The sequence below is a fragment of the Tumebacillus lacus genome (assembly GCF_026410385.1).
GTDB classification, from domain to species: Bacteria; Bacillota; Bacilli; order Tumebacillales; family Tumebacillaceae; genus Tumebacillus; species Tumebacillus lacus.
On sequence record NZ_JAPMLT010000003.1, the window covers coordinates 121,284 to 144,455 of the forward strand.

Here is a 23,172-nt window from a genome sequence, read left to right on the forward strand (position 1 = left end):
TTTAAACCGTCGCTGTTGCCTGTTGCTCCGCTTTCCGTTCAAAGCCGCGCTCCATCAGATCGAGGAACGCCAGCACGTGCTCTTCCCGCACATGGCCGATGTTGGCGATCTGGAACGCCTTGCCGAGGAACGGCCCTTTGCCGCGATAGATTACGAAATTGTGTTCTTTCACAAAGTCGTGGAACGCCTCGATGTCGATGCCTTCCGGATAATACGCCGTCGTCAGCACCCGCGACATCTGCTCTTCCTCGATCACCGTGCTCATGCCGAGCTTTTTCAAACGGTTGCGAACGAGGCTCGCCAGATAGCCGTACCGCGCCATCCGCATCTCCAGCGTGTCTGCCAGCAGTTCATCCAACGCCGTCTCGAGCGCGTAGAACAGCGACACAGCCGGCGTGTTCGGCGTTTGGTAGTACAGCTCTTCAAAATCGTAATGGCGATACAGATCCAGATAGCGCGTGCGAGCCGGACGGCCTTTCAGCGCTTGGAACGCCTCCCGTTTGCCGCAGACGAACGACAGACCCGGCAGCGACGCCAACGCCTTGTTGGCAGACGACGTGCAGAACGTGATCTGCGCCTCTTCCACCGACAATGCCTCCGCACCGAGCGACGACACCGCGTCGACGAGGAAGTCCACCTCGTACCGCGCCAACAACGCACCAATCTCCTCAATCGGGTTCAACATCCCGGTCGACGTCTCATGATGCACCATCATCAGCGCATCAAATCCACCCGTCGCTATTTCCTGCTCGACACGTGCCAGATCGATTGCATGGCCCCAGCCAAACTCCAACACGGTGAAATCAAGCCCGTGGCAGCGCGCCAGATCGCTCAACCGGTTGCCAAACTCGCCGTTCGACAGCACCAGCAGTTTGCGACCCGGACCGTACGACGACAGCAGCGCTTCGTTCGCCGACGTGCCGGATCCGGTGATGATCACGTTCGTGTAATCGCCGCCCTTGACGCCAAACGCCTTGTTCAATTTTGCCCGGCAGCGGGTCAGGATCTCGATAAACTCCGTCTCACGATGCCCGATGTCCGCATGGAGCAACGCCGATTTGACTTTGTGCGACACCATAACCGGTCCCGGGCAGAGCAGCACCTGCTCGGAGATGATCGGCGACACCGGCTCGCGCTTTTCGGTAAACAGGCGGATCGCCTGCAGATAGTCGGTGACAAAGTCGACCTCGATCCACGAATTTTCCGCGACCGCTTCCAGGACAAACGGGTGCTCCCCGGCCATCGCGTTGATCGCGACCTCGTAGTAGCCGTCTTCCTGCTCCTTCAAAGCGGCAAAAAACGCACGGCTCGCCTCCGCCGAGATGCGCGCCACGCCGATGAACTCCCCGAGCGCACGACCCGACTCGATCTTTTTGTTCAAAAAGACCTTCCCGTCCGCCGCCTCTGCAACTTTCATCTCCTCCGGCGACATGATCGACTTCGCCTCGTAGAACAGCACATTGCCTTGGCTCTGACCGATCCGGTGCATCAGTGCATCTTCAGCGATCACATCGCCGTCGAGCAAATAAAAATCATCGCCCGCCACAAATTTTTCTGCCAACGCAGCAGAAAATGCGGTCGAGGTGGTCATAAATTGTCGGTTCTCAACGAAATGTATCTTGATCGGCCAGTTCGATGCCGCGACATGTTCGCGGATCGCTTCCCCTTCATAGCCGATCACGACGACGATCTCCGTCACGCCAGCTGTGACGAGCTGGCGAATTTGACGGGCGAGGATCGTCTCCGGGCCAATGGGCAACAACGCTTTTGGCAAAGTCTGCGTGATCGGGGCCAGACGGCCTCCGTCGCCGGCAGTCAGTAAAACCGCTTTCATCTCCGTACCCCTCTCTTATCTCGAACGAAAATATCCAGCCCATGCTTTCACAGGCTTATAGACAGCAAAGAGCACGCCGATCAAGGTGACGCCGATCAGCGTCCCTTTCGCGCCCGCGATCACGATCAGCAGGCAGACGACCGCATACTGCTCGTCGATGGAAAAGTCGATGACGATCTTGCGGCGGCCGCCGGTCGGTTTGCCGTAGTTGACGCCCGTCGATGCAGAAGCCGTCTCCGCAGCAGCCCCGGTCGGGATCGCCCGGTTCATGTGCGCGTAGTATTCCAGCAGGAACAGCATGAACAGCGAGCCCATCGCCCAGCCAAACACGGTCGCGTCTCCTGTCTGACGATAAAAACCGGCTGCCAGCGTCGACACAAAGGCAAACTCTTTGATCCGGTCGCACATCTGATCCAGCCAGCCGCCGAACGGGCTCATCTTGCCGGTGAAGCGGGCGAGCTGTCCGTCGCACCAGTCCAGCACGTACGAGAAGTACAAGATCACCGCGCCGACGATCAGAGCGGACGTCGTCCCCTGCCAGAAGAACCAGCAGGACAAAAGCCCGAACAAAAGCGAGATCAGCGTCATCGCATTCGGGCTCATCCCCATGCGCGCCGCCAGATCCGTGATCGGGATCGACAGCCACGTGTAGCATTTGCCGAGATAATAATTGCTGTATTTTGTCACCGCTTCGATTTGGCGGTAACGCTCCATCAGAGCCATTCCCTATTTCCCCCCGTACCTTCCGATTCTCACAAAAAAACACTATAATCTTATCATAAATAGACTTGCAAAACAGCCATCGCGACCGATGAAAAAACAGGGCGTCTCCGCAAACGGAAACACCCTGTTTTCCTGTGTCCTTACTAGGCCATGCGGCTCCAGTCGATGTGCTTGTTCAGCACTTCAACGAACGCCTCCAGACCCTCGCGATCCGCGTCGTCAAATCGCTCCGGTACCGGGCTGTCGATGTCGAGCACCCCGATCAGGCGGTCGCCGACGAGGATCGGCACGACGATCTCCGAGCGGGACGCCGCATCGCAGGCGATATGACCCGGAAACGCATGCACGTCCGGCACCACTTGCGTCACGCGCGTTTCGGCCGCCGTGCCGCACACGCCACGGCCGAGCGGAATGCGCACGCAGGCAGGTTTGCCCATAAACGGTCCGAGGATGAGCTGCTCCTCCCGCCAGAGATAGAACCCGGCCCAGTTGATCGTGTCCAGATGGACGTCGAGCAACGAAGCCGCGTTCGCCAGATTGGCGATGTAGTCGCTCTCCCCGGCGAGCAGGTGATCGAGTTGCGTGTTCAATTCCTTATAAAAGGTGGATTTGTCCCCTTCGATTTTCATTGCGACGAATGACATGTCGGTGATCGGCTCCTCTCTTCTCAACTCTATACAAGTTTACCATAGAGTCGCCTAGCCGAGCACCCAGATCGCGATCACAGCCACCGCCGCCAACACGCCGAGGATCGTCAGCCAGCTCTTGGCCCCGCCCTTTTTGGCAGCGGTGTCTTGGCCGTGAACGGCGTGTTGGATCTCATCGTTTCGATTCGAGTGAATGTTGAAGTCATCCATGCTCCTCACCTCCACGACAACGAAGTGGTAGACAATTTCGAACTCACCGATTCCTTTCTGACGGTCGGAATTTATGTTATGATTCTTGGTAAATCTAGAGAAGACATTCAGATGAGTGAAGAAGGAGTACATACGCTATGTTGCATCGTTATTCTCGCACGGAACTCGTGGTCGGACCGGAGGGTCTGGAGAAATTGTGGAACAGCACCGTCGTCGTGCTCGGCATGGGCGGCGTCGGCTCGTATGCGGTCGAAGCCCTGGCGCGCTCCGGCGTCGGTCGCCTCGTCCTCGTGGACAAAGATGACGTCGACATCACCAACATCAACCGGCAGATCCCGGCTCTGACCCAAACGGTCGGGCAGGACAAGACCACATTGATGGCGGAGCGCGTCAAGCAGATCAACCCGGACATCGACGTCGTGGCGCTGCGCACGTTCTACCTGGAAGACAACAAAGACATCATTTTCGAATACAACCCGGACTATGTGGTTGACGCGATCGACACGATCTCGGCGAAGATCCTCGCCATCGTCGAGTGCCACAAGCGCGGCATTCCGATCATCTCCTCGATGGGCGCTGCCAACAAGATCGACCCGACGGCGTTCCGCGTCATGGACATCTCCAAGACCAAGATCGACCCGATTGCGAAGATCATCCGCCGCAAGCTGAAAGACTATGGTATCTACAAAGGTGTCAAAGTCGTCTGCTCGCTGGAAAACCCGCGCAAACCGCTGGTCGACGTCACCGAAAAGATCGTCCCGGAACACGTCAAAGAAGGCGATGCCCCGCGCAAAGCCAAAAACCCGCCGGCCTCCATCGCCTTCGTGCCGCCGGTCGCCGGCATGACCCTGGCGAGCGTGTGCGTCCGCGACATCGTCGGGATCTAAACCAACACCCCAAACAGCCGCCGTCCCCCACAGGGACAGCGGCTGTTTTTCGTCTGTCTGAAACAAGCGACCGGATCAAAAAAGCCGCTCCACACTCAGAAAACAGCGCAAAGAAAGCCGCCGTTCTCTTCCAGAATACGGACGTAAATAAGAAGCCGCCGTTCGGCTTCCAGATGCGGACGAATCAAAGAAAGCAGCCGTTCTCTTCCAGATACGAACGAATCAAAGAGAGCAGCCGTTCTCTTCCAGATACGGACGTAAAAAAGAAGCCGCCGATCTGCTTCCAGATACGGCGGCTTCTTTTTTACGTTCTGAACAGCACTTCTTCCCGGTCATACAACTTCACTGCCGGGATGATCAAAATCGCCGTGTACACGAGCGACGTCAGCACCGTGAGCAACAGCCCCAGCGTATTCCCTGTGTTGAGCAGCACTTGCTTGATCGCGAGGATCGGGCCGAAGAACGGGATCGCGTAGTAGGCGAGCGACACGTTGGCATCCATGCCGGACGAGGCGATGCCAAGGCCCATCATCAGGAACATCAGCGGCATGATGTAGGCGTTGCCCTCTTTGCTGTTGCGGGCAAACGTGCCGAGGAACACGATCCCCGCCGCCGTCATGCAGCCGAGCGGGATCATCACCGCAAACAGCTCGACGAGCGTCATCACACCGATCCCCTTCAGCGCGTCCGCCGGGAACTCCTCCCCGACCGTTTGGATCAGCACCAGCAGTCCGAGCACCAGCGAGATCAAGTTCAGCACCACCGAGAAGATCGACATCCAAAGCACCGTCAGCAGTTTCGCCAGCGCGATCTCCGCCCGCGAGAGCTGTGAGACGAGCAGCGTGGTGATCGTGCCCCGCTCCTTCTCCCCGGCTGTGATCTCGACGCCGATCTGCATCGAACCTGCGACCAGACCGATGGCGAGGATGTACGGCAAGAACGTGCCGAACGGACCCAGACCGCCCGTGTCCTCCGAGATGTTGCGCGACTCGACCGACACCGGGTTGAGAATGTCCAGCGACAGCCCCTTCTCCTGCAGCGACTGGGCGATCATGCCTTGTTTGTAGCCTTCGCTGACCGCTTGCAGACGCTCGACCGCCTTGTTGGACGCGCCGTATCGGTCGTCGTAGTCGACTTTCATCTGGAGCCCCTTGCCGTCTGCTGCGACCACCACGACCGCATCGATCTCTTGCTCCATCAGCATCCCTCTGGCATCGTCCGGATGCGCGTCGACGACCTCAAACTCGCCGCTCGCCCGAATGCCGTCGATCAACGGAATCGCTTCGGCCGACTGCTGGACCACGATGATCCGCGAGTCTTTCTCGGCAAATTTGTCCTCCTGCGACTTCATCACCATCCCGATCACGCCAAACAAGATCGGATACAAAAGCAATGACATCATCAGCATCGTCACCATCGTCTTGCGGTCGCGGATCACGCCCGACAGCTCTTTTTTCAGCAACGTCCATACCTGCGCGCCCCTCATGACTCCTCCCCCACGATCTTGAAGAAAATATCGTCCATATGTACCAGTCCGGTCTGTTCCCGCAGTTCCTCCAGCGTTCCCAGCGCGTACAGTCTGCCTTTATAGATCACGCCGATCCGGTCGCACAGCTTTTCCACCTCGTGCATGATGTGCGTGGAGAGAATCACGCTCTTGCCCTCTTCCCGCAGCGACTCGATGGAGCGATGCACCGCACGGGCGGCAAACACATCCAGCCCCGCCGTCGGCTCGTCAAAGATCACCAAGGACGGGTCGTGCACCAACGCTCTGGCGATCGACACCTTCTGCTTCATCCCGGTGGAAAACCCGTTGGCCTGCCGATTTTGGAAATCGCCCATCTCGAACCGCTCGATCAGCTCGTCGATCCGCCGCTTCGCCGTCGCTTTGGGCACCCCGTGCACATCGGCGAAAAACTGCAACTGCTCGCGGGGCGTAAACCGCTCATAGATCCCCGTCTCGTTGGACAGATAGCCGATCAATTGTCTGACCTCGTGGCTCTGGCTGACCGTGTCGTATCCCCCGACCGACACCCGTCCGGACGTCGGTTTCATCAACGTCGCGATCATTCTCAGCGTCGTCGTCTTGCCCGCTCCGTTTGGACCGAGCAGACCGAACACCTCGCCCGGACGCACGTCAAACGTCAGACGCTCCACGCCGACGACAGGACCCGTTTTGGTCTTGAACTCTTTGCGTACCTCTTGCACTTGCAACATCGTAACACCCTCCCCCTTCAACCAATCAACCATTCATACGAAAAGTCCCGCTCCAAGTTTCGCATGGAACGGGACTATTTGGCAAATGTCTATGAAACTTCCAACGCTTCCACAGCCACGACCGCGCGCATCCGTTTCCGCACAGACAAGATCGCCAAGACCACCGTCAAGCCGAGGAAGAGCAGCGTCTGCCACACATGAATCCCCGTACCGAAGAACAAGGCGCTGGTCAGATCGGTCAAAGCCAGCGACAAAAACAGCGCTCCTCCCCAGAAATACACCGGGCTCATGCTCCGCTCCGTATCTCTGTACATCACGAACCGCGCCACAACCATCAAGGCACAGAATGTATAAAGAGCCGTCATCAAATAATGAAAGACCTGATAGGACATGTCCGATTCACACACCTTTCTCTGTTTTATTTCTTTACGTATTTCTTTACGAATCTACCTATATAGACGCATGAAACGACGATTGGTTTCAGAAAATTTTATCCAAAAATGAAAAAAAGTCCGCCATGAAGACGGACTTGCTTCCTTGTAAACGTTCCTACAGATCGAGTGCCGAGATAAATTTTTGATATTCGTTCGACCGCACGCCACCCGCCGGCACCAACACTTCCAGCGAGTTGAGGTTTTTCAGACCGAGCTGCTGCGCCACGTGGCCGATGTCGATACCCTGTTCGATCATGTGCGCGGCCAAGGAGCGACGGATCGACGGGAGAGCGATATGCCCTTCGATCTTGGCATCTTTGGCCGTCTCGATGAACAGCAGTTGCAGGCGCGACACTTTCATCGGGCCTTTTTCATCGACAAACACGTAGTTCAATTTGTCTTTGCGGGAACGGATGTATTTTTTCAGCAAATCTTTCAGCTTGCGGGAGAAAAACACCAAGCGGTCGCGCTCCCCCTGTTTGTTGCGCACCATCAAGAACAGGTCGTCCCAATTGATGTCATCCTGTTGCATGCGGCACAATTCGTCGGGACGCAGTCCCAGTTCGTACAAGGACGTAAAGATCGCACGGCGTTTCACGTCGTTGCAGGCGATGATAAACCGCTTCATCTCGTCGATGGTCAGCGGACGCGGCATCGAGAGCACATACGCGAGGCTCTCGGAGATCGTTTCATCCATCGCGGCCGACTCGCCCCGGTCTTCGAGAAACTTGTAAAAGTTTTTGACGGCGCGGAGTTTGCGGTAGATCAACTTCTCCGATTTCCCCCCCTCGCGCATCTCTGTGCCAAAATCGTTAACGTCCTCTTCTGTCAGAGCGGCAAACGGCTTTTCCCGTTTGGCAAGAAACTCGGCAAACTGCCGGATGTCGAGCAACATCCCCTGCACCGTACCCGGCGACTTCTTCTTCTCCTCCAGGTACTCTCCGAACGCCTTGATCTGAGCTTCGTGTTCAGTATACCCTGCCATGAGTTCCCCTCCACTTTACAATCTACCGTGTTATTTTGAACCAAAACGGCCGGGAAATGCAACACCCGCACTCTTTAGTATAGTGATCGGCGAGGAGCCTCAGAACCAAATTTTATACCTCCTACTGAATTCCAGTGACGAAACGAGGCAACATTGGTATGATAGGATGTTGTATCTAATGCTTACAGAAAAGAGGGGATTGCCATGACTCAATCCGCTTACCATAACAAGAAAGTGTCGGTCACCAAGATCTTCACGTTCGACTCGGCTCATCGCCTCGATGACTATATCGGCAAGTGCGCCAACCTGCACGGCCACACGTACAAATTGGAAGTCACGATCAAAGGCCGCACCGATCATCGCGGCATCGTCGTCGACTTTGGCGATATCAAGTCGATTGTGAACGAGAGGATCATCGGCCCGTATGACCACCGTTTCCTCAACGACCTGATGCCGTTCAACACGACGGCGGAAAACATGGTCGTTCATTTCTTTGAGCTGGTGGACAACCACCTGAAAGGGATCGAGGACGGCAACGAAGCAGTCCTGATGCGGATGCGTCTGTGGGAGACACCGACCGCTTATGCGGAGCTGACGCGGGAGGATTTCGATGCGTCTTAACGAGATGTTTTTATCCATTCAAGGCGAGACGTCGACAGCCGGGCTGCCGACGATCTTCGTCCGTTTTACCGGGTGCAACCTGCGTTGCACGTGGTGTGACACCAAATATTCGTATTTTGAAGGCGACCCGATCACGCCCCTTGAAGTGATGGACAAGATCCGTAACTTGAAATGCAAGCGCGTCTGCCTGACCGGGGGCGAACCGCTGATCCAGCCGCGCGCCGAGATGCAACAACTGCTCGACATGCTGGCGGCGGAAGGCTATGAAGTCTCGATTGAGACGGACGGCTCGATTGACATTTCCAAATATCAGTTGCATGACAAACAGCGCTTCATCGTCGACATGAAGCCGCCGTCCTCCGGGATGAGTGAAAAAATGCACTGGGAAAACCTGCGCCACATCGTGCCGACCCGCGACGAGATCAAGTTTGTCGTCGGCAGCCGCGAGGATTACGAGTGGTGCGTTCAACTGGTTCGGGAACATGACGTGGACCCGGCGAAAGGGTATCAGCTGGTGTTCTCGCCGGTATTTCGTCAGGTCGACCTGGAAGAGATGGTGGGCTGGATCTTGGCTGACGAACTGGATGCGCGCTTCCAGGTGCAGCTGCACAAAATCGTCTGGGACCCGGACAAGCGAGGAGTGTAACCCGATGAGCGAGACGAAAAAAGCTGTGATCATCCTCTCCGGCGGCCTCGATTCGACCACCTGCATGGCGGCGGCCAAAGCGGAGGGCTACGAACTGTACCCGCTGACGTTCTGGTACGGGCAAAAGCAGGCCATCGAGCTGGAAGCGGCGAAAAGGGTCGCAGCCTACTACAAGGTGGCCGACCGTCACCGCATCGTCGATCTGAACGGCGTGATCAAAGGGTCTGCGTTGACCGATGCGGACAAAGAGATCCCGGTCCACCGGGGGGATGAGGAGATGCAGGCGGAGGTGCCGGTGACGTATGTGCCGGCCCGGAACATCATCTTCCTGTCGATCGCCTTGTCCTACTCGGAGGCGATCGGGGCGGACGCGATGTATATCGGCGTGAACGCGCTGGACTACTCCGGCTATCCGGACTGCCGGGCCGAGTTTATCGCGGCGTTCCAAGACGTGATCAACAAAGGCACCGCCGCCGGTGCGCACGGGGCCGGGATCCAGATCAAGACTCCGTTGCAGTTCCTCTCCAAAGCGGACATCGTCAAGCTCGGGAGCGAACTCGGAGCCCCGTTACAATTCAGCCACTCCTGCTACTTTGGCACCGACCCGTCGTGCGGCGTGTGCGACTCGTGCCTGCTGCGGATCAAAGGATTCCAAGAGGCGGGCGTGCCCGACCCGATCCGGTATGCGGTGGAGATTGAGTGGGACAAGAAATAAGATGAAAAAAAGACCTTTGCCTGCATAGGCAAAGGTCTTTTTACATGGTGGCCGCGATCTCCAACGCCATCTTTTCCGTCTCATTTTCCACCCGTCGCATCGTTCTTTCCAACCCACCGACCCGGTCTGTCAGTTGAACGACCGAGACTTTCACAGCCTTGAGTTCCACTTGCACTTGTTCCAATTGCTCTTCCACCCGGTCTAGTCGAATCGCGAGTTGGCCGTTCATGTCATACATTTCAGTTCGAAGCCCTGTGACTTCATCTGTGATTTTCTTCATGATTCTCGCTTCACTGGCTTGTACGGTTTCGCCGATAATGCGACCCACCTGAACAAGCAATGCTTCGTTGGTCATCGTGCTCGGTCACCCCTTCGCGTGAAATTCCGCTGTTGATTCCAGACTATCACGGTCAATTGAACATTAACAACATTAAAAACAAAGCAATAAAAAAGAACCCCCCATAAACCGATGGAATTTTCGTACTATTTATGACTTGTCAGTACAAAAAGAACAGGGAGGGGTTCACATGAACGACACGGCACAGACTGTCACGCTGGATGGAGCAGGCTGGTCGACCATCGGCATCTTGGGCCTCGTCCTGATCCTGTTGGTCACCAACCGCGTTCGGCTCGATCTGATCGGGATATTTATCCTGCTCGCGCTCGGGTTGAGCGGGATCGTGGAAGAAAAAGAGCTGTTTTCCGGCTTCGGCAGTGAAGCGGTGATCGTGATCGCCGCGATGCTCGCCATCGGCGAGGCACTCGTGCAAAGCGGCGTCACAGATCGCCTGTCCAGCCGCATCGCCAAACACAGCGGCACATCGGAAATGCGGCTCGTGCTGCTGATGATGCTGGTCGCCGGTCTCGCTTCGACGTTTATCAGCGACCTCGCCGTCGTCTCGATCCTGCTGCCGGTCATGCTCGGGTTTGAAGAGCGGCTCGGCATCCGCCCCGCCCGGCTGTTGCTTCCGGTCGCCGTGGCCTCGATGCTCGGCGGGCTGATCTCGATGGTCGGCAGTTCCTCGAACATCGTCGCGAACCAAGTCCTCAAGGAGTTTGGGCACGAAGGCTTGTCCCTGTTTGCCATCGCTCCGGTCGGACTGACCTTGCTCGCAGCCGGGATGCTGTTTGTCTGGCTGTTCGGGCGCTTTTTCCTGCCGAGCGGCGCACGCGAGTCCCGCGTGAAAGCAAAGGCGCTCGGGGTGCGCGAGTATCTGAGCGAACTGCACATCCCCGCCGGTTCGACATGGGCGGGCCGAACGCTTCGGGACGTGTCTTTCTTTCGCGACAACGGTCTGAACGTCGCCCGCGTCCTGCGCGACGGCGAGCCGGTGCTCTATCCGAAAGCGAGCACAAAACTGCGCACCGACGACGTCCTGCTCGTCCAAGCCGGTCAAGAAGAGCTGCTCAAACTGCGCAGCACCTCCGACTACTCGGTCCACCCGCAGGTGCAGAAAAGCCTCGAAGAGACCGACCTCGCCCTCGCCGGGGAAGCGATCGTCCGCCAAGGCTCGCAGTTCATCGGCCGCACGCTGCGGGAGCTCGTGTTTCGCCAGCTCTATGACGTGACGGTGCTCGCCCTCTGGCGCGACGGCAAGACGATCACGCAGCGCATCGCTGACCTGCCCTTGCGCACCGGCGACATGCTGCTCCTGCAGGGCCCGCCGGAAAACATGCGCGATCTGCAGGAAGAAGAAGGTCTGCTGATGGTCTCCGAGACCCCGCACCGTCCCAAGACGCGCTCGCAAGGCTGGGTGGCGGTCGTCATCCTGCTCCTCGCCTTGCTGACGGCGGGGCTCGGCCTGATGCCGATGTCGGTCGCCGGGATGATCGCCGTCGGGCTGCTCGTCGTCACGCGCATCCTGAGCATGAATCAGGTGTACCGCGCCATCGACTGGCAGATCCTCGTCTTCGTCGCGGCGATGATCCCGCTCGGCACGGCGATGAGAGAGACGGGCGTGATCGCGCTGGTTTCGCAGCAGATCGTCGACGTGTTCGGCAGCTACGGACCGTTGGCCGTGCTGGCCGCCTCCTTCTGGCTGGCCGCGCTGACCACCCAGATCCTGAGCAATACGGCCACCGCCCTCCTGCTCTCCCCCGTCGTGATCGGCGCGGCGACGCAGCTCGGCGTCGATCCGACCCCGTTTGTCGTCGCCGTCATCGCTGCCGTGTCCGCTTCGCCGATCACCTACGTCTCGCACAAAGTGTTCCTCGTGATCATGGCACCGGGCGGCTACTGCTACATGGACTATGTAAAGATCGGCCTGCCGATGACCCTGCTCTTTTTCGCCCTCACGATGCTCGTCGTACCGTGGCTGTGGCCGATGTGAGGAGATAAGAAAAGGAAGCTCCGCTGTCGCGGGCTTCCTTTTCTATTTCGATTTCAATCGGTCCCAGTCGCTTCTGACCATCGAGTACTGGCAGTGATCCTGCCAGACGCCTTTGATCTTCAACTTCTCGCGGGCGATGCCTTCGTAGTGAAAGCCGACCTTTTCCAACACCCGGCGCGACCCCCTATTGTGCGGCATGACGCCCGCCTCGAGGCGGTGCAGGTTCAGCCGTTCAAACGCATGCTGGACGGCGAGGCGCACCGCTTCGGTCGTATAGCCTTTGCCGTTGTGCGCCTGGTCCAGCGAATAGCCGACGATGCAAGACTGCAACGGCCCGCGGAACACCTCGGCGAGCGACACGTCGCCGATCAGCTCATTCGTCTCCTTCAGAAAGATGCCGAAAAAATAACTTTGATCGTTCGCTGCCCGCTCTTTTTGTTGCCCGATACGGCCCACTGTATGTTCAAACGTCGGTTCCGGCCGGTCAAAATCCGGCTCGAACTCGCCCCAAAATTCGCGGTTGCGCGCGTTCATCTCGTAAAACGCTTCGACATCGTCAGCTTCCAGCGGTCGGATGTAGATCTGTTCCCCGCTCCATTTCATGTAAAGATCCCCCCTGTTCCTGTTCAAGTTCTCCAAGGCCGCTTGCTGTTCCTTCCCGGCTGTGATATGCTGGTAACAACAATTAGATTGTGCACAATTGAATTTAGAGCAATCTACTACGAGAGGGGTATTCGGTACATGTCTCTTTATGATCTGTCCGCAACGCGCATCAACGGGGAGGAGCAATCGCTCGCCGACTACAAAGGCAAGGTCTTGCTGATCGTCAACACGGCGAGCAAGTGCGGGTTTACGCCGCAGTACAAAGGCCTGCAAGCGCTGTATGACCAGTATCAGGAGCAAGGATTTGAAGTCCTCGGCTTCCCCTGCAACCAGTTTGGAAATCAGGAGCCGGGCGGGAGCGACGACATCAACTCGTTCTGCGAGATCAATTTTGGCGTGGCTTTCCCGCTGTTTGAGAAGGTCGATGTCAAAGGGCCGAACATCCACCCGGTGTTCAAGCATCTGACGGAGCAGGCCGGCGGTTTTCTCACCAAGACGATCAAATGGAACTTCACCAAGTTCCTCATCGACCAAAACGGCAACGTGGTGGAGCGCTATGCACCGCAGACCGATCCGCAAAAGATTGCGTCCGATGTGGAAAAGCTGCTCGGAGCCGGTCGCTGAGTCATGAGTGACGATCAACTGCGACTCGATCAGATGCTCTGCTTTGCCATCTATGCCTGTTCGCGGGAGATAACCAAGTTGTACCGGCCGCTGCTCGACGAGGTCGGGCTGACCTATCCGCAGTATCTGGTCATGCTCGTGCTCTGGGAGGAACGGTCGGCGACGGTGAAGCATCTCGGTGAACGGCTGTATCTCGACTCCGGGACGCTGACTCCTCTGCTCAAACGACTGGAGCAGTCCGGGCTCGTCTCCCGCGCGAGATCGCGGGACGATGAGCGCGTGGTGGTGATCTCCCTTACCGAGCAAGGAGCAGCGCTCAAACAGCGAGCCAACAAAATCCCCCACGAACTGCTCTGCAAAAGCAACCTCCAGCCGGAGGAGTTCCTGCGCCTGAAAGGCGAGTTTGAATCCCTCTTGCACCGCATGCATCACATGCGGCAAACTGACTGACGAGATCCTGACTGCGATCTCCCGATAAAAAAGACGAAAGGCTGACAGATCTCTCTGTCAGCCTTTCGCGTTGCTCTATGGATCTGGATCAGACGACCCGCCACTCTCATTACACGACTACCAGCCAATCTTTACGCATGATTTCACCCCCTTTCGCGGAGTCAAATCAATGCCTGGTCCGTGCTTCTTAGTTTTCCACGATGACGATCCACTCGCGCATTCCGGACACCTCCTTCATTCAATCAGTCAGCGAACAACGACACACCAGGCCTCTTAGTTCTCCACCACGATGATCCACTCGCGCATCCAAAACACCTCCTCAACCGACATATGTAGTCACGAGATCCCGAACGCTCGGACCGACTTCTGATTAGTTTTCAACCACAACGATCCACTCGCGCATGATGTCACCCCCTTGTCAGAGTACTCGCGTCTTCTTTTTGCGTTTGCAATTTGCCTTTCAGCCAGAGGAACAGCACCCCTGACGAGACCACGCAGATCACCGTCAACAGGTAGCCGCCGTAATGGCTGGGGATAAATCCGCCGATCGCCGAGAACAGCGGCAGCGAGATCCCGTAGGCGAGGCGCGACATCGACAGCCAGGAAGCAAAGACGCGGCCGCGCACTTCCGGTTTCGAATAGGTCATCAGCGACGTCTCGGTGATGACGTTGACGCCCGATTGGAAGATGTTCGCGACGAGCAACACCGTCAGGAACAGGTACCAATTTTGGATCGAAAACATCACGCCAAGGCCGATGCCGTACAGCATGTTGAACGGGAAGTAGATCTTGAAGAAAGCGGTGTCATCAAACGGCTTGCTCTTGAAGCGTCGCTTGATGTACCACGCGCCGATCACGTAGGCGATCGCCGTCACCGAGTAGCCGATCCCAATGCCCGTGTTGCCTTTATCCAGCTCGTTGAGCACGTACAGCGAGAACAGAATGTAGACAAAGCCGAGGCAGAAGTCGCGCCACGCTTGCAACCAGAACACGCTGACGAGCTGCGGACGGGAGCGGACAAAGTCGATGCCTTCCTTCACCTGCTTCAGATACGGCACGCGCGCTGCACCGGCAGGCTTTGGACGCGGCGTGTATTTCATCATCCCGATAAAGACGGCGGAGACGAGATACGAGAAGGCGTCAAAGTACAGGATCGCCAGCACGCCGACCCAGTCGGCGAGCAGTCCGCCGAGGGCGCTCGCCACCACCATCGTCGTCGAGGTGAGCAAGGCAAACGACGAGGTGGCTTGGATCAGATTTTTCTCGTTGAGGATCTCCGGGATCACTGACGAGCGGGCCGGAGCAAACGTGGAGGAGACAAAGCTCGCCGCCGCGATGCAGCCGTAGATCACCCACAAGGATTCGATCTGCGTGCCCCAGATGATGCCGAGCGTAAACACGAAACGGATGATGTCCACCCAGATCATCAGGTGCTTTTTGTTCCAGCGGTCGACCAGAGGGCCGAGGAAGATGCCGCCGAACAGCACCGGCAGGACGCTGGCGATAAACATGCCGCCCACCGAACCGGCGGAAGGATTGAGCCCGTAGACGATGCCGATCAGAGCGATCGTCTTGAACCAGTCGCCAAACTGGGAGACGAGTTGACCGAGGTAGAGATAGGTGAAATTGCGATTTTTAAAGGGGGAAGGCAGTTGCTCCCCCGCTGTTTGTGCAGACATGGGCGGCACCCTCCCTACTCGACGGAGATCAGCTCCAGATTTTCATGCCACTGGCGGTCTTCCTGCGCGCGGGTCACGTAGCCCATGTAGATCTCGCGCTGGTCGGCCGGGAGCAGTTCGACCATCATAAACATGTAATATTTTTTGCCTTCCTCGGTGAGCACCAGTTGGTTCTCCTCTTTGCGGACCAGGCCGAGCGATTCAAACTCCGCCAGTTTGTCGAGGTAGAACGGGTCGATCCGGTCTTTGATCGAGTTCAGGTAGTCGAGCGAGAGCGTCATCTTTTTCGGGAAGTAGATCAAGCCTTTTTCCATCGCGTGGTAATCGTACGCCTGCATGACCGGCAGTTCGCCCGCCTCGACCGCGTGGATGTACGCGTCGGTGGTGACGTGGTTGTTGTGCGCCATCCCGGCGAGGTAGGAACCTGCCGCTTGGCCGCAGCCGATGTACTCGTCTTCGTAGACACCGTAGATCGTCTCGCCGAACACCCAGGACTTGTGCTTGGCATCCGAGCGGGTGAAGGTGTAGATGTAGTTTTGCTCATAGCCGTTTTCCAGTGCCCACCGGCGGATGTGCTCTTGCATCTCCAACTTGTCATTGGCCGACGGCGGCATCTCGATCTTGCCGTTTTTGATCAGGTTGAGGAACCCTTTGGCGGTGACGAGATACTCCAGCGGGTACGCGTCAAACGAGGTGCAGCCGAGCTCTTTCGCTTGATCGAGGTCTTGCTGCAGGCGTTCGAGCGTCTGACCCGGCAGTTGGTAGAGCAGGTCCATGTTGTACGCTTTGAAATATTTCTCCGCCATGTTGCGGACGTTGCGCACTTCGTCGAGCGTAGCGGTCAGGTTGAAGATCTTGCGGTACTCCGGGTCGAACGTCTGCACCCCGAAGGAGATCCGGTTGATCCCGCCCGCTGCCATCGCCTTAAATTTATCTTCCGTCGCGCTCTTGGCTTCCACCTCGAACGTCCACTCATAGTCGTCAGCCAGCTTGAAGTTTTCGCGGATCGTTGAAGTTAAGCGTGTAATCATATCCGGCGTCAGCACCGACGGCGTGCCGCCTCCGACGTAGATCGAGCCCAGTTCGAACTGTTGGATGTACGGAGACGATCCAATCATCTTCAACTCTTTAATCAAAGCGTTGACGTACGGTTCGAGCTTTTCTTGATACGCGGTCGACTTGATGAACGGGCAGAAGGTGCAGATCGTGTCGCAGAACGGGATGTGCACGTAGAGCGCTTTCTTGCCGGGGCGATAGGCGTCCGACTGCGAAAGGAACTGCGTCACGCGTGCCGCCGGCTCCGGAATGTCCTTGATAAACGGGTACAGATAGTTCCACATGCTGGGCAGTTTTTTGTACGGCAGTTCACGCTTTTGACCATCGAGCATTGTGATAGGGCCCCCTCTGTTCACTTGTTGTTTTTATATTGGTAAAATTGGGAATTTTTAATTTCTTGCTGTTTTCAACTCCCTTTGCATTACCATTTATACAACGATGAGCAGACGGATATCACCAATTTGAAAAAATAATTTAAAAAACCACGACACCCATAAGGTATCGTGGTTGATCATTGTTTAACCGCATGATTAATGCTTTTTCGGCAGGACCAGCGAAGCGGAGAAGCATTCCGGGCGCAGATGTTCACGCAGACGCTGATTGACCTGATCCAGCGTCAGACTCTCCAACACCGGCACCGTCTCGAAATAGTCGATCCCGCGCAGGTTGTAGGCGGAGAACTGGCGGCAGATCGCGCGCGGCGAGTCGAGGTCGGACAGCGACTGGCCGATCAGCTTGCGTTTGGCCCGTTCAAAGTCTTCCGCCGAGATGCCTGTATCCGCCGCTTCTGCGAAAGCAGCGGTGATCGCCTCCAGCAGCTTTTCCGGCTCCGGGGAGTTGCCGCCAAAGACGGAATGGGCGTAGAAGGGCGTTACGTCGTACGACCAGCCGAACTGCTTGTCGACCAAGCCGCTCTCATAGAGGCGGTTGAACAGCGTCGAGCTTTTGCCAAACAACGCCTCCAGACCGATGGCCGTCGCATACTCGTTGACGAGCAGGTCGTTGCCCTTCAGTTTGGAGCTCTTGATGTCTTTGTAGCCAAAGTTGATTTTCGGGATCGAGACGACCATCTCCACTTGCACGCGCGGTTCCGCGACTTCCTCCCCTTCTTCCGGGAGCAGGCGCTGGATGTCCGGCTGACGGGTGAAGTCTTTTTGCGCTTGGTTGTCGCGCACGGCGGCATGGATCGCCGCCGGGTCGACGTCGCCGACGATGACGAGGTTCATGTTGCTCGGGTGATAGAACGTGTTGTAGCACTTGTAGAGCGTCTCTTTGGTGATCTTCGAGATGCTTTCGACGGTGCCGGCGATGTCGATGTTGATCGGGTGCTGTTTGTAGAACCCGCGCAGCAGGTTGAAATAGACCACCCAGCCCGGGTTGTCGTCGTACATGCGGATCTCCTGACCGATGATGCCTTTTTCTTTTTCGACGTTTTCGTCGGTGAAATACGGGTCCTGGACGTAGTTGAGCAGGATGTCGAGGTTTTCCTTCACGGCGATGGTCGACGAAAACAGATAGGCGGTCATGTCAAACGACGTGAAGGCGTTCGGCGAGGCGCCGTATTTGGCAAACAGGTTGAACACGTCTTCGCCGCTCTCCTGCTCGAACATCTTGTGTTCCAGGAAATGGGCGATGCCGTCCGGCACGACGGTGCGTTCGGTCTCGCCGGGCACGACAAACTCCCGGTCGATGGATCCGTATTTGGTGGTAAACAGAGCGAACGTCTGGGCAAATCCCGGTTTGGGAATCACGTACACGTCCAGTCCGTTTTCGATCTGTTCGTGATAGGCGGCCAGTTGCAGTTGCTCATTGCGAATCTCATGCATGGGCTTCTCCCCCCTTGTCTCGCAGCATGTAGACGGTGTCGAGCACGACGCCTTTGGCGATGCGCACGACATCATCGACGGTGACTTTTTGGAACGCTTCGATCATCTCTTCGCGGGTGCGGACCCGGCCTGCGATCAGCCCGTTCAGGTGCATGTCCGCAGCACCGGTCGCCGAGTCGCCCGCCGTGCGGTAGTCGTTGACCAGCGAGGAGATCGTGAACGAAAACTCTTCGTCGTTGATCTCGCCGCGGCGCATCGCGTCGAGCTGCTCCTTGATGATCGTCAGCGCTTTTTCAAAATGGCTCACTTCGACGCCCGACATCACGTACAGCACGCCTTTGAGCGGATCGATGCGCGAGGTGGCGTAGTAGGCGAGGCTGTGCTTTTCACGGACGTTGACGAACAGTTTGGAGTGCGGGTAGCTGCCGAAGATGCCGTTGAAGACCACCAGCGCCGGATAATCGTCAGACGGCATCTCGACGTTCGTCCACATGCCGATGTTCAGCTTGCCTTGATTGACGTCGAGGCGGTCGACGACCTGACGTTCTGTGCGCGCTTCGTGCAGGATCTGCACCGGGCGGAACTCGGTGACCGGTTCGCGTTCCATGTTGAACGTCTCGAACATGTGCTGATAGACTTGTTCCGGATCGACGTCGCCGATGACATAGATATGTATGGGCGCTGTTTTGAGCAGCTGTTGGTAACGGTCATAGAGCGTTTTGCCGTCGATCTTTGCCAATTCTTCTTCGCGGCCGAGGCGCGGGATGCTGTAGGGCTCGCCTTTGGTCAGTTCCTGCAGGCAGCGCAGGTTGGCGTAGGACATTTTGTCGTCGAGCACGGCGTTGATGCGCTTTTTGTGCTGGTCGATCTCCGCTTTGACGTTCTCGGCGAGAAACGCACCGTTTTCGGTGAGCGGTTTCATGATCACGTCAGACAGGATGCCGAGCGCTTTTTCAAACAAAGGCTCATCGGTGCTGAGATACTTTTCGTTCGGGACCTGCATCGTAAAATCAACGACGTGACGCTCGCCTTTTTTGTCGATGGTGCCGGACAGTGCGGCGCCGTACAGATCGTCAAGCGCCATCTGGAGCTTCTCCGGGGTAGAATACTGCTCGGAGCCGCGCATCAGCACGTACGGCAGCAAGGCGGTCGGCGCAGCGGTCTCCTCTTGCAGATCGGTCGTCAGCGTGACGACGATCGAGCTTTTTTTGAACATCTGCGTAGGCAGGACGTGGACGCTGATGCCTCGTTCTTCACGCGTTTGAAACGTCTTCATGATATCCCCATCCTTTCGCCCTCGCGGTCAGGGTGATTGGTATATTTTGTACTTAGTATATCCTATGTTACCTGTAAAATGAGGGGGATGCAAAAAACCCCTGCCGGTGTGCAGAGGTTTCCCTGTATACAAGTCGCTCTCAGCTGCGCTTCACAAGGTTGCGGGCAGCCGCTTGGGCGACATCGAAGTCGACTCTTGAGATGATCGTGGATTCCTTGATCCAGTTTTGCACTTCCCGACTCATCGTCGGGGACACGTACTTCGGCGCCCCGTAGTGTGCGATCAGTTCCTTCTTGCTCATGCCGTGCTGCGCTTGACAATGGTAATTCGTCAAGATTTCCATAAGTTCACCACAGGCAGGACACTGAAACATGGACACAACCTCCTCCATCCGTGCAACTTGGCTCAGATGCGACCGTTTGCACGCGTAGTCAGGGTGGTCACCTCAAGTGACCAGATCAGGAACACGTCAATTCAATTTTCTGAAAACATATTCTATTTTACCTACCAGTCTACATCGCTTCCTAAATTAACTCTATGGGACGAAAGACCTATTTTACAATTTTTCCTAAGCCACTGACCTCCTCCGTTGCTTTCTTTGTACAGATATACGAAGGGACAAGTTTGATTATGAATCAATAAAAAAACGCCTTTCCCGATTTAGGAAGGCGTTTTCTTTCGTGATAAAATTACCAGAACTTGCCCTTGATCTCCATCAGATAGCGCCAGATCAAACCGACCCCGGCCACATAGTAGGCGATCAAAGCGATCCATCCCGTCGGATCGTACGTTTGGGCGCCGGCGAGGATCATCAGCGGCAGAACGGTATGCAACATGTCGCCGAGGAAGTTCGGGACGAGGCTCAGAGAAAAAGTATTGCTCATCAGCGCGCGATACATGCCGGCCAGCACGTTCAGACCGATCAGGCCCAGCACCGCATACATCGTGTAGAGCATCCAACCAGAGAGTGCCACCATCATTTGGGTTCCCCCCTCTCCTGCAGGTTGAGTTCCTGCTATACCTTATGAAAGAGGAGGGACATGCGCGATAGGCGGATGCGGAACTCTGTTACGCGCGGCGGAACTTCGCGAGAATTTCTTCCCGCTGCTCCGGGGTGAACTCGGTGTTTTTGTCGGAGAAGCGGTGTTCCGCCCAACGGATCATCTCGTATTGCGAAGCAAAATCGTGGGTGAACTCGCCTTCAAAGGAGTTGATCTCCGAGACGACATAACGTCGTCCGTGTTGGTGGATGTTCATTTGGTTCCAGCTGTCAATCGTGTAGACGTTCAGTTTCTTGCCGTCGTTGTTCGCCATGTGTGTGTCATCCTTTCATCCCATGCTGTATGTAGGTAGTATGTCCGATCAAGGCAAAAAGAGCCCTGCAGCCGCGTGTGACATGCAAGACTCCTTTTGGGAAACGTTATTTCAAGAGGGCGCCGATCTTGGCGAGGTAGCGGTATTTGGAAGCGTCTTTGACGCGGTAGGCGAGCCAGCCGGTCGACTTCATCTTGGAGCCGAGCTTGCCGATCGCGTGCTTGCGACCGAGAGAAGCGATCGCGCCGAGCAGTACCGGCTTGAACTCTTCTTTCTTGATGTGCTTCATCGTCGCGTACAGGTTGACCGCCGCGTTTTCACCCATCTGGGTCGCGATCTGTGCGGTAGGCGGGTACGGACGGCCTTCCGGAGAGAGCACGAAGCAGGAGTCGCCGATGATCCAAACGTCTTCGTGGCCGATGGCGCGCATGTACTCGTCGACCTTCGCGCGGCCGCGCGGTTCGGTCTCAAAGCCTGCGTCGATGACTTGCTGAACGCCGCGCACGCCGCCGGTCCAGATCATCGTCTCGGTCTCGATCACATCGCCAGTCTTGAGGTGTACCTTGCCCGGCTCGACCTGAACGACCGGGCAACCGATGACAAACTTGACGCCGCGAGCTTCGAGGCTCTCTTTGGCAAATTTGACGAGGTCTTCGTCAAAGCCCGGCAGGATCATCGGAGCTGCTTCGACGTTGAGGATCTTGACTGCCGATGCCGGCACGCCGTGCTTGGCAGCCAGTTCCGGCAGTTTGTCAGCCAGCTCGCCGACGAGCTCGATGCCGGAGAAGCCTGCGCCGCCGACGACGAACGTCAGCAGGTTGTCTTTCTTCTCCGACTTGTAACGCACGAAGCAGGTCTCGATGTGCTCGCGGATGCGGTTTGCCTGGTTGACAGACTTCATGGTGAAGGAGTACTCCTTCAGACCCGGGATGCCGAAGAACTCGGTGTCGGAGCCCAGCGCCACGATCAAGTAGTCGTAGGACAGCTTGCCGTGTCCGAGGGTGACTTCCTTGGCTTCTTTGTCGATCGCTTCCACCGTGTCTTTCACAAACTTGATCTTCTTGTTGCCGAGGATCGAGTTGATCGAGATCATGATGTCCTCGTCCTTCTTCGCGCCGGATGCCGGCTCGTGAAGTTGGGTGATCAACTGGTGATATTCATGTTTATTAACAAGGATGATCTCAACTTCCTGTGCGGTCGTCAATTTGTTCAGTTCAAGCGCGGCTACGAGCCCTGCATAACCCGCTCCCAAAACAACAACTTTTTTCGCCATGTTTCCCCACCCTAATTGTGTCGAATTTCACAAACTTGATATTCCTATTCTAGCAAATTTGTGTCTCACGTCAACGAAATTTGTAGCTTTTTTGTGAATCCGTAAGGGGGCAACTTGTGGGGAGCAAAGCGAATGTGCTATGATAGTACTTTTTTGTATTTGACTGAATATTGTAGATATTTGTCGAAGCGCGGTTATTCGCGGCAAGACACGAGATTCAAAGCGTAGGCCAGCTTGGACACGCCGGAGCGTTCGACCTGTTCGCCGTAGCGGCTGTGGAACGCGTCGACGATCTCAAAGAGGCGGGATTCGTCGCCGCTGACCAGTTCAAACTCGATCTCGAACAGTTTGTGCTCACGGCAGGTGTCGAGGATCGAAACGTCGTCAAAACAGACTTCTGCCGCAAAGCCCGCTTCCTGCAAATGAAAGACGGTGCGGCGGGTGGTCATCATCACCTGCGGCACGATGTCGTCATAAGCGATGCCGACCCGCGCCAGCAACGCTTGCAAAGCCGGGCTGTCCGGCGGCAAGGAGTCGGTGGCAGCCGGGTACGTCTCCTCGATCTCTTCGCGCTTGATCCCGTCCGGGGAGTCGCCTTTGATCGTCAGGACGCTTTTGCCCTCCATCCGGCGCAGGCGCAGGCCGATCCGGCGCTCGTTGATCCGTCCTTTGGTGTCATGGTAGTACTGGTTGGTCTGCTCTTCGATATGACCGACGGTGTGGTCGCGCTCATAGTCGGCTTTGATCGCGGTCCACGCCGCTTTTTCCATGCGAAATTTAACTTCGGTTTCAATCGCCATCTGGTGGATTCCCCCTCTGTTC

Annotated in this window: 26 protein-coding genes; 7 read left to right on the forward strand and 19 right to left on the reverse strand. The window is 56.6% G+C overall.

What is annotated here, in order from left to right:
• Position 1: 1 nt before the first annotated feature.
• The 4 genes from OS242_RS07810 to OS242_RS07825 all read right to left on the reverse strand — a co-directional run bounded on the left by OS242_RS07810 (position 2) and on the right by OS242_RS07825 (position 3,414).
• Positions 2-1,834: an aminotransferase class V-fold PLP-dependent enzyme gene (locus OS242_RS07810; RefSeq protein ID WP_267151117.1), complete on the reverse strand. Its 1,833-nt coding sequence runs from the start codon at positions 1,832-1,834 to the stop codon at positions 2-4.
• Between the two features lie 15 nt (positions 1,835-1,849).
• The gene (locus OS242_RS07815; RefSeq protein ID WP_267151118.1) at positions 1,850-2,557 is read right to left on the reverse strand and encodes a CDP-alcohol phosphatidyltransferase family protein; all 708 of its coding nucleotides are present in this window, start codon (positions 2,555-2,557) and stop codon (positions 1,850-1,852) included.
• Between the two features lie 143 nt (positions 2,558-2,700).
• The gene (locus OS242_RS07820; protein WP_267151119.1) at positions 2,701-3,201 is read right to left on the reverse strand and encodes a GAF domain-containing protein; all 501 of its coding nucleotides are present in this window, start codon (positions 3,199-3,201) and stop codon (positions 2,701-2,703) included.
• Between the two features lie 54 nt (positions 3,202-3,255).
• Entirely contained in the window at positions 3,256-3,414 is a 159-nt protein-coding gene (locus OS242_RS07825) for a hypothetical protein (RefSeq protein WP_267151120.1), read from the reverse strand.
• Between the two features lie 137 nt (positions 3,415-3,551).
• Here OS242_RS07825 and OS242_RS07830 point away from each other — a divergent pair, with 137 nt between their 5' ends.
• A complete protein-coding gene (locus OS242_RS07830; protein ID WP_267151121.1) occupies positions 3,552-4,301 on the forward strand; it encodes a tRNA threonylcarbamoyladenosine dehydratase in 750 nt (249 codons plus the stop codon).
• A gap of 304 nt (positions 4,302-4,605) precedes the next feature.
• Here the strand turns inward: OS242_RS07830 and OS242_RS07835 are convergent, their stop codons facing one another.
• The 4 genes from OS242_RS07835 to OS242_RS07850 form a co-directional block, all read right to left on the reverse strand.
• Positions 4,606-5,787, reverse strand: coding sequence for an ABC transporter permease (locus OS242_RS07835; RefSeq protein ID WP_267151122.1), 1,182 nt, complete (start codon positions 5,785-5,787; stop codon positions 4,606-4,608).
• A complete protein-coding gene (locus OS242_RS07840) occupies positions 5,784-6,518 on the reverse strand; it encodes an ABC transporter ATP-binding protein (protein WP_267151123.1) in 735 nt (244 codons plus the stop codon). Before OS242_RS07840 ends, OS242_RS07835 begins: the two co-directional genes overlap by 4 nt.
• A gap of 89 nt (positions 6,519-6,607) precedes the next feature.
• Complete coding sequence (locus OS242_RS07845) at positions 6,608-6,910, reverse strand: hypothetical protein (RefSeq protein WP_267151124.1); 303 nt, start codon at positions 6,908-6,910, stop codon at positions 6,608-6,610.
• A gap of 157 nt (positions 6,911-7,067) precedes the next feature.
• Positions 7,068-7,937 carry a tyrosine-type recombinase/integrase gene (locus OS242_RS07850; RefSeq protein ID WP_267151125.1) on the reverse strand — a complete coding sequence of 290 codons (870 nt, stop codon included), beginning with the start codon at positions 7,935-7,937 and terminating at the stop codon, positions 7,068-7,070.
• 204 nt (positions 7,938-8,141) lie between these two features.
• Here OS242_RS07850 and queD point away from each other — a divergent pair, with 204 nt between their 5' ends.
• Genes queD through queC form a run of 3 tightly spaced genes read left to right on the forward strand, consistent with a single transcriptional unit; the run spans position 8,142 to position 9,919 of the window.
• Positions 8,142-8,558, forward strand: a complete 417-nt coding sequence (queD, locus tag OS242_RS07855; protein WP_267151126.1) for a 6-carboxytetrahydropterin synthase QueD — start codon at positions 8,142-8,144, stop codon at positions 8,556-8,558.
• Positions 8,548-9,204 carry a radical SAM protein gene (locus OS242_RS07860; protein ID WP_267151127.1) on the forward strand — a complete coding sequence of 219 codons (657 nt, stop codon included), beginning with the start codon at positions 8,548-8,550 and terminating at the stop codon, positions 9,202-9,204. The genes queD and OS242_RS07860 overlap by 11 nt, the downstream gene beginning before the upstream one ends.
• 4 nt (positions 9,205-9,208) lie before the next feature.
• A complete protein-coding gene (gene queC, locus OS242_RS07865) occupies positions 9,209-9,919 on the forward strand; it encodes a 7-cyano-7-deazaguanine synthase QueC (RefSeq protein ID WP_267151128.1) in 711 nt (236 codons plus the stop codon).
• Between the two features lie 40 nt (positions 9,920-9,959).
• Here queC and OS242_RS07870 read toward each other — a convergent pair whose 3' ends face one another.
• Complete coding sequence (locus OS242_RS07870; protein ID WP_267151129.1) at positions 9,960-10,274, reverse strand: hypothetical protein; 315 nt, start codon at positions 10,272-10,274, stop codon at positions 9,960-9,962.
• Between the two features lie 172 nt (positions 10,275-10,446).
• Between OS242_RS07870 and OS242_RS07875 the strand changes: the two genes are divergently transcribed.
• Complete coding sequence (locus OS242_RS07875; protein ID WP_267151130.1) at positions 10,447-12,249, forward strand: SLC13 family permease; 1,803 nt, start codon at positions 10,447-10,449, stop codon at positions 12,247-12,249.
• Between the two features lie 42 nt (positions 12,250-12,291).
• Here the strand turns inward: OS242_RS07875 and OS242_RS07880 are convergent, their stop codons facing one another.
• Complete coding sequence (locus OS242_RS07880; RefSeq protein ID WP_267151131.1) at positions 12,292-12,852, reverse strand: GNAT family N-acetyltransferase; 561 nt, start codon at positions 12,850-12,852, stop codon at positions 12,292-12,294.
• A gap of 138 nt (positions 12,853-12,990) precedes the next feature.
• Here OS242_RS07880 and OS242_RS07885 point away from each other — a divergent pair, with 138 nt between their 5' ends.
• Both OS242_RS07885 and OS242_RS07890 read left to right on the forward strand, forming a co-directional pair.
• The gene (locus OS242_RS07885) at positions 12,991-13,476 is read left to right on the forward strand and encodes a glutathione peroxidase (protein ID WP_267151132.1); all 486 of its coding nucleotides are present in this window, start codon (positions 12,991-12,993) and stop codon (positions 13,474-13,476) included.
• A 3-nt stretch (positions 13,477-13,479) separates the two neighbouring features.
• The gene (locus OS242_RS07890) at positions 13,480-13,926 is read left to right on the forward strand and encodes a MarR family winged helix-turn-helix transcriptional regulator (RefSeq protein ID WP_267151133.1); all 447 of its coding nucleotides are present in this window, start codon (positions 13,480-13,482) and stop codon (positions 13,924-13,926) included.
• A 407-nt stretch (positions 13,927-14,333) separates the two neighbouring features.
• Here the strand turns inward: OS242_RS07890 and OS242_RS07895 are convergent, their stop codons facing one another.
• The 9 genes from OS242_RS07895 to OS242_RS07935 all read right to left on the reverse strand — a co-directional run bounded on the left by OS242_RS07895 (position 14,334) and on the right by OS242_RS07935 (position 23,150).
• Positions 14,334-15,605, reverse strand: coding sequence for an MFS transporter (locus OS242_RS07895; RefSeq protein ID WP_267151134.1), 1,272 nt, complete (start codon positions 15,603-15,605; stop codon positions 14,334-14,336).
• Between the two features lie 14 nt (positions 15,606-15,619).
• Positions 15,620-16,993, reverse strand: coding sequence for a coproporphyrinogen-III oxidase family protein (locus OS242_RS07900; protein ID WP_267151135.1), 1,374 nt, complete (start codon positions 16,991-16,993; stop codon positions 15,620-15,622).
• 198 nt (positions 16,994-17,191) lie between these two features.
• Positions 17,192-18,487, reverse strand: coding sequence for an EF-P 5-aminopentanol modification-associated protein YfmH (gene yfmH / locus OS242_RS07905; protein ID WP_267151136.1), 1,296 nt, complete (start codon positions 18,485-18,487; stop codon positions 17,192-17,194).
• Positions 18,480-19,763 (reverse strand): EF-P 5-aminopentanol modification-associated protein YfmF, encoded by a 1,284-nt coding sequence (gene yfmF, locus OS242_RS07910; protein WP_267151137.1) that lies wholly within the window; start codon positions 19,761-19,763, stop codon positions 18,480-18,482. The genes yfmH and yfmF overlap by 8 nt, the downstream gene beginning before the upstream one ends.
• A gap of 139 nt (positions 19,764-19,902) precedes the next feature.
• Positions 19,903-20,106, reverse strand: coding sequence for a hypothetical protein (locus tag OS242_RS07915; RefSeq protein ID WP_267151138.1), 204 nt, complete (start codon positions 20,104-20,106; stop codon positions 19,903-19,905).
• A 346-nt stretch (positions 20,107-20,452) separates the two neighbouring features.
• Complete coding sequence (locus OS242_RS07920) at positions 20,453-20,743, reverse strand: hypothetical protein (RefSeq protein WP_267151139.1); 291 nt, start codon at positions 20,741-20,743, stop codon at positions 20,453-20,455.
• An 88-nt stretch (positions 20,744-20,831) separates the two neighbouring features.
• Entirely contained in the window at positions 20,832-21,077 is a 246-nt protein-coding gene (locus OS242_RS07925) for a hypothetical protein (RefSeq protein ID WP_267151140.1), read from the reverse strand.
• Positions 21,078-21,183: 106 nt separating this feature from the next.
• Positions 21,184-22,350, reverse strand: a complete 1,167-nt coding sequence (locus tag OS242_RS07930; protein ID WP_267151141.1) for an NAD(P)/FAD-dependent oxidoreductase — start codon at positions 22,348-22,350, stop codon at positions 21,184-21,186.
• A gap of 194 nt (positions 22,351-22,544) precedes the next feature.
• Positions 22,545-23,150, reverse strand: coding sequence for a CYTH domain-containing protein (locus OS242_RS07935; RefSeq protein WP_267151142.1), 606 nt, complete (start codon positions 23,148-23,150; stop codon positions 22,545-22,547).
• Positions 23,151-23,172: the final 22 nt, after the last annotated feature.

Coding starts and splice junctions, on each gene's coding strand:
- OS242_RS07875 (WP_267151130.1), top strand. CDS start 10,447: ATGAACGACACGGCACAGACTGTCACGCTGGATGGAGCAGGCTGGTCG.
- OS242_RS07895 (WP_267151134.1), bottom strand. CDS start 15,605: ATGTCTGCACAAACAGCGGGGGAGCAACTGCCTTCCCCCTTTAAAAAT.
- OS242_RS07810 (WP_267151117.1), bottom strand. CDS start 1,834: ATGAAAGCGGTTTTACTGACTGCCGGCGACGGAGGCCGTCTGGCCCCG.
- OS242_RS07900 (WP_267151135.1), bottom strand. CDS start 16,993: ATGCTCGATGGTCAAAAGCGTGAACTGCCGTACAAAAAACTGCCCAGC.
- OS242_RS07835 (WP_267151122.1), bottom strand. CDS start 5,787: ATGAGGGGCGCGCAGGTATGGACGTTGCTGAAAAAAGAGCTGTCGGGC.
- OS242_RS07815 (WP_267151118.1), bottom strand. CDS start 2,557: ATGGCTCTGATGGAGCGTTACCGCCAAATCGAAGCGGTGACAAAATAC.
- OS242_RS07935 (WP_267151142.1), bottom strand. CDS start 23,150: ATGGCGATTGAAACCGAAGTTAAATTTCGCATGGAAAAAGCGGCGTGG.
- OS242_RS07920 (WP_267151139.1), bottom strand. CDS start 20,743: ATGATGGTGGCACTCTCTGGTTGGATGCTCTACACGATGTATGCGGTG.
- OS242_RS07925 (WP_267151140.1), bottom strand. CDS start 21,077: ATGGCGAACAACGACGGCAAGAAACTGAACGTCTACACGATTGACAGC.
- yfmF (WP_267151137.1), bottom strand. CDS start 19,763: ATGAAGACGTTTCAAACGCGTGAAGAACGAGGCATCAGCGTCCACGTC.
- OS242_RS07860 (WP_267151127.1), top strand. CDS start 8,548: ATGCGTCTTAACGAGATGTTTTTATCCATTCAAGGCGAGACGTCGACA.
- queC (WP_267151128.1), top strand. CDS start 9,209: ATGAGCGAGACGAAAAAAGCTGTGATCATCCTCTCCGGCGGCCTCGAT.
- OS242_RS07930 (WP_267151141.1), bottom strand. CDS start 22,350: ATGGCGAAAAAAGTTGTTGTTTTGGGAGCGGGTTATGCAGGGCTCGTA.
- OS242_RS07890 (WP_267151133.1), top strand. CDS start 13,480: ATGAGTGACGATCAACTGCGACTCGATCAGATGCTCTGCTTTGCCATC.
- yfmH (WP_267151136.1), bottom strand. CDS start 18,487: ATGCATGAGATTCGCAATGAGCAACTGCAACTGGCCGCCTATCACGAA.
- queD (WP_267151126.1), top strand. CDS start 8,142: ATGACTCAATCCGCTTACCATAACAAGAAAGTGTCGGTCACCAAGATC.
- OS242_RS07870 (WP_267151129.1), bottom strand. CDS start 10,274: ATGACCAACGAAGCATTGCTTGTTCAGGTGGGTCGCATTATCGGCGAA.
- OS242_RS07850 (WP_267151125.1), bottom strand. CDS start 7,937: ATGGCAGGGTATACTGAACACGAAGCTCAGATCAAGGCGTTCGGAGAG.
- OS242_RS07885 (WP_267151132.1), top strand. CDS start 12,991: ATGTCTCTTTATGATCTGTCCGCAACGCGCATCAACGGGGAGGAGCAA.
- OS242_RS07820 (WP_267151119.1), bottom strand. CDS start 3,201: ATGTCATTCGTCGCAATGAAAATCGAAGGGGACAAATCCACCTTTTAT.
- OS242_RS07880 (WP_267151131.1), bottom strand. CDS start 12,852: ATGAAATGGAGCGGGGAACAGATCTACATCCGACCGCTGGAAGCTGAC.
- OS242_RS07915 (WP_267151138.1), bottom strand. CDS start 20,106: ATGGAAATCTTGACGAATTACCATTGTCAAGCGCAGCACGGCATGAGC.
- OS242_RS07845 (WP_267151124.1), bottom strand. CDS start 6,910: ATGTCCTATCAGGTCTTTCATTATTTGATGACGGCTCTTTATACATTC.
- OS242_RS07840 (WP_267151123.1), bottom strand. CDS start 6,518: ATGTTGCAAGTGCAAGAGGTACGCAAAGAGTTCAAGACCAAAACGGGT.
- OS242_RS07830 (WP_267151121.1), top strand. CDS start 3,552: ATGTTGCATCGTTATTCTCGCACGGAACTCGTGGTCGGACCGGAGGGT.
- OS242_RS07825 (WP_267151120.1), bottom strand. CDS start 3,414: ATGGATGACTTCAACATTCACTCGAATCGAAACGATGAGATCCAACAC.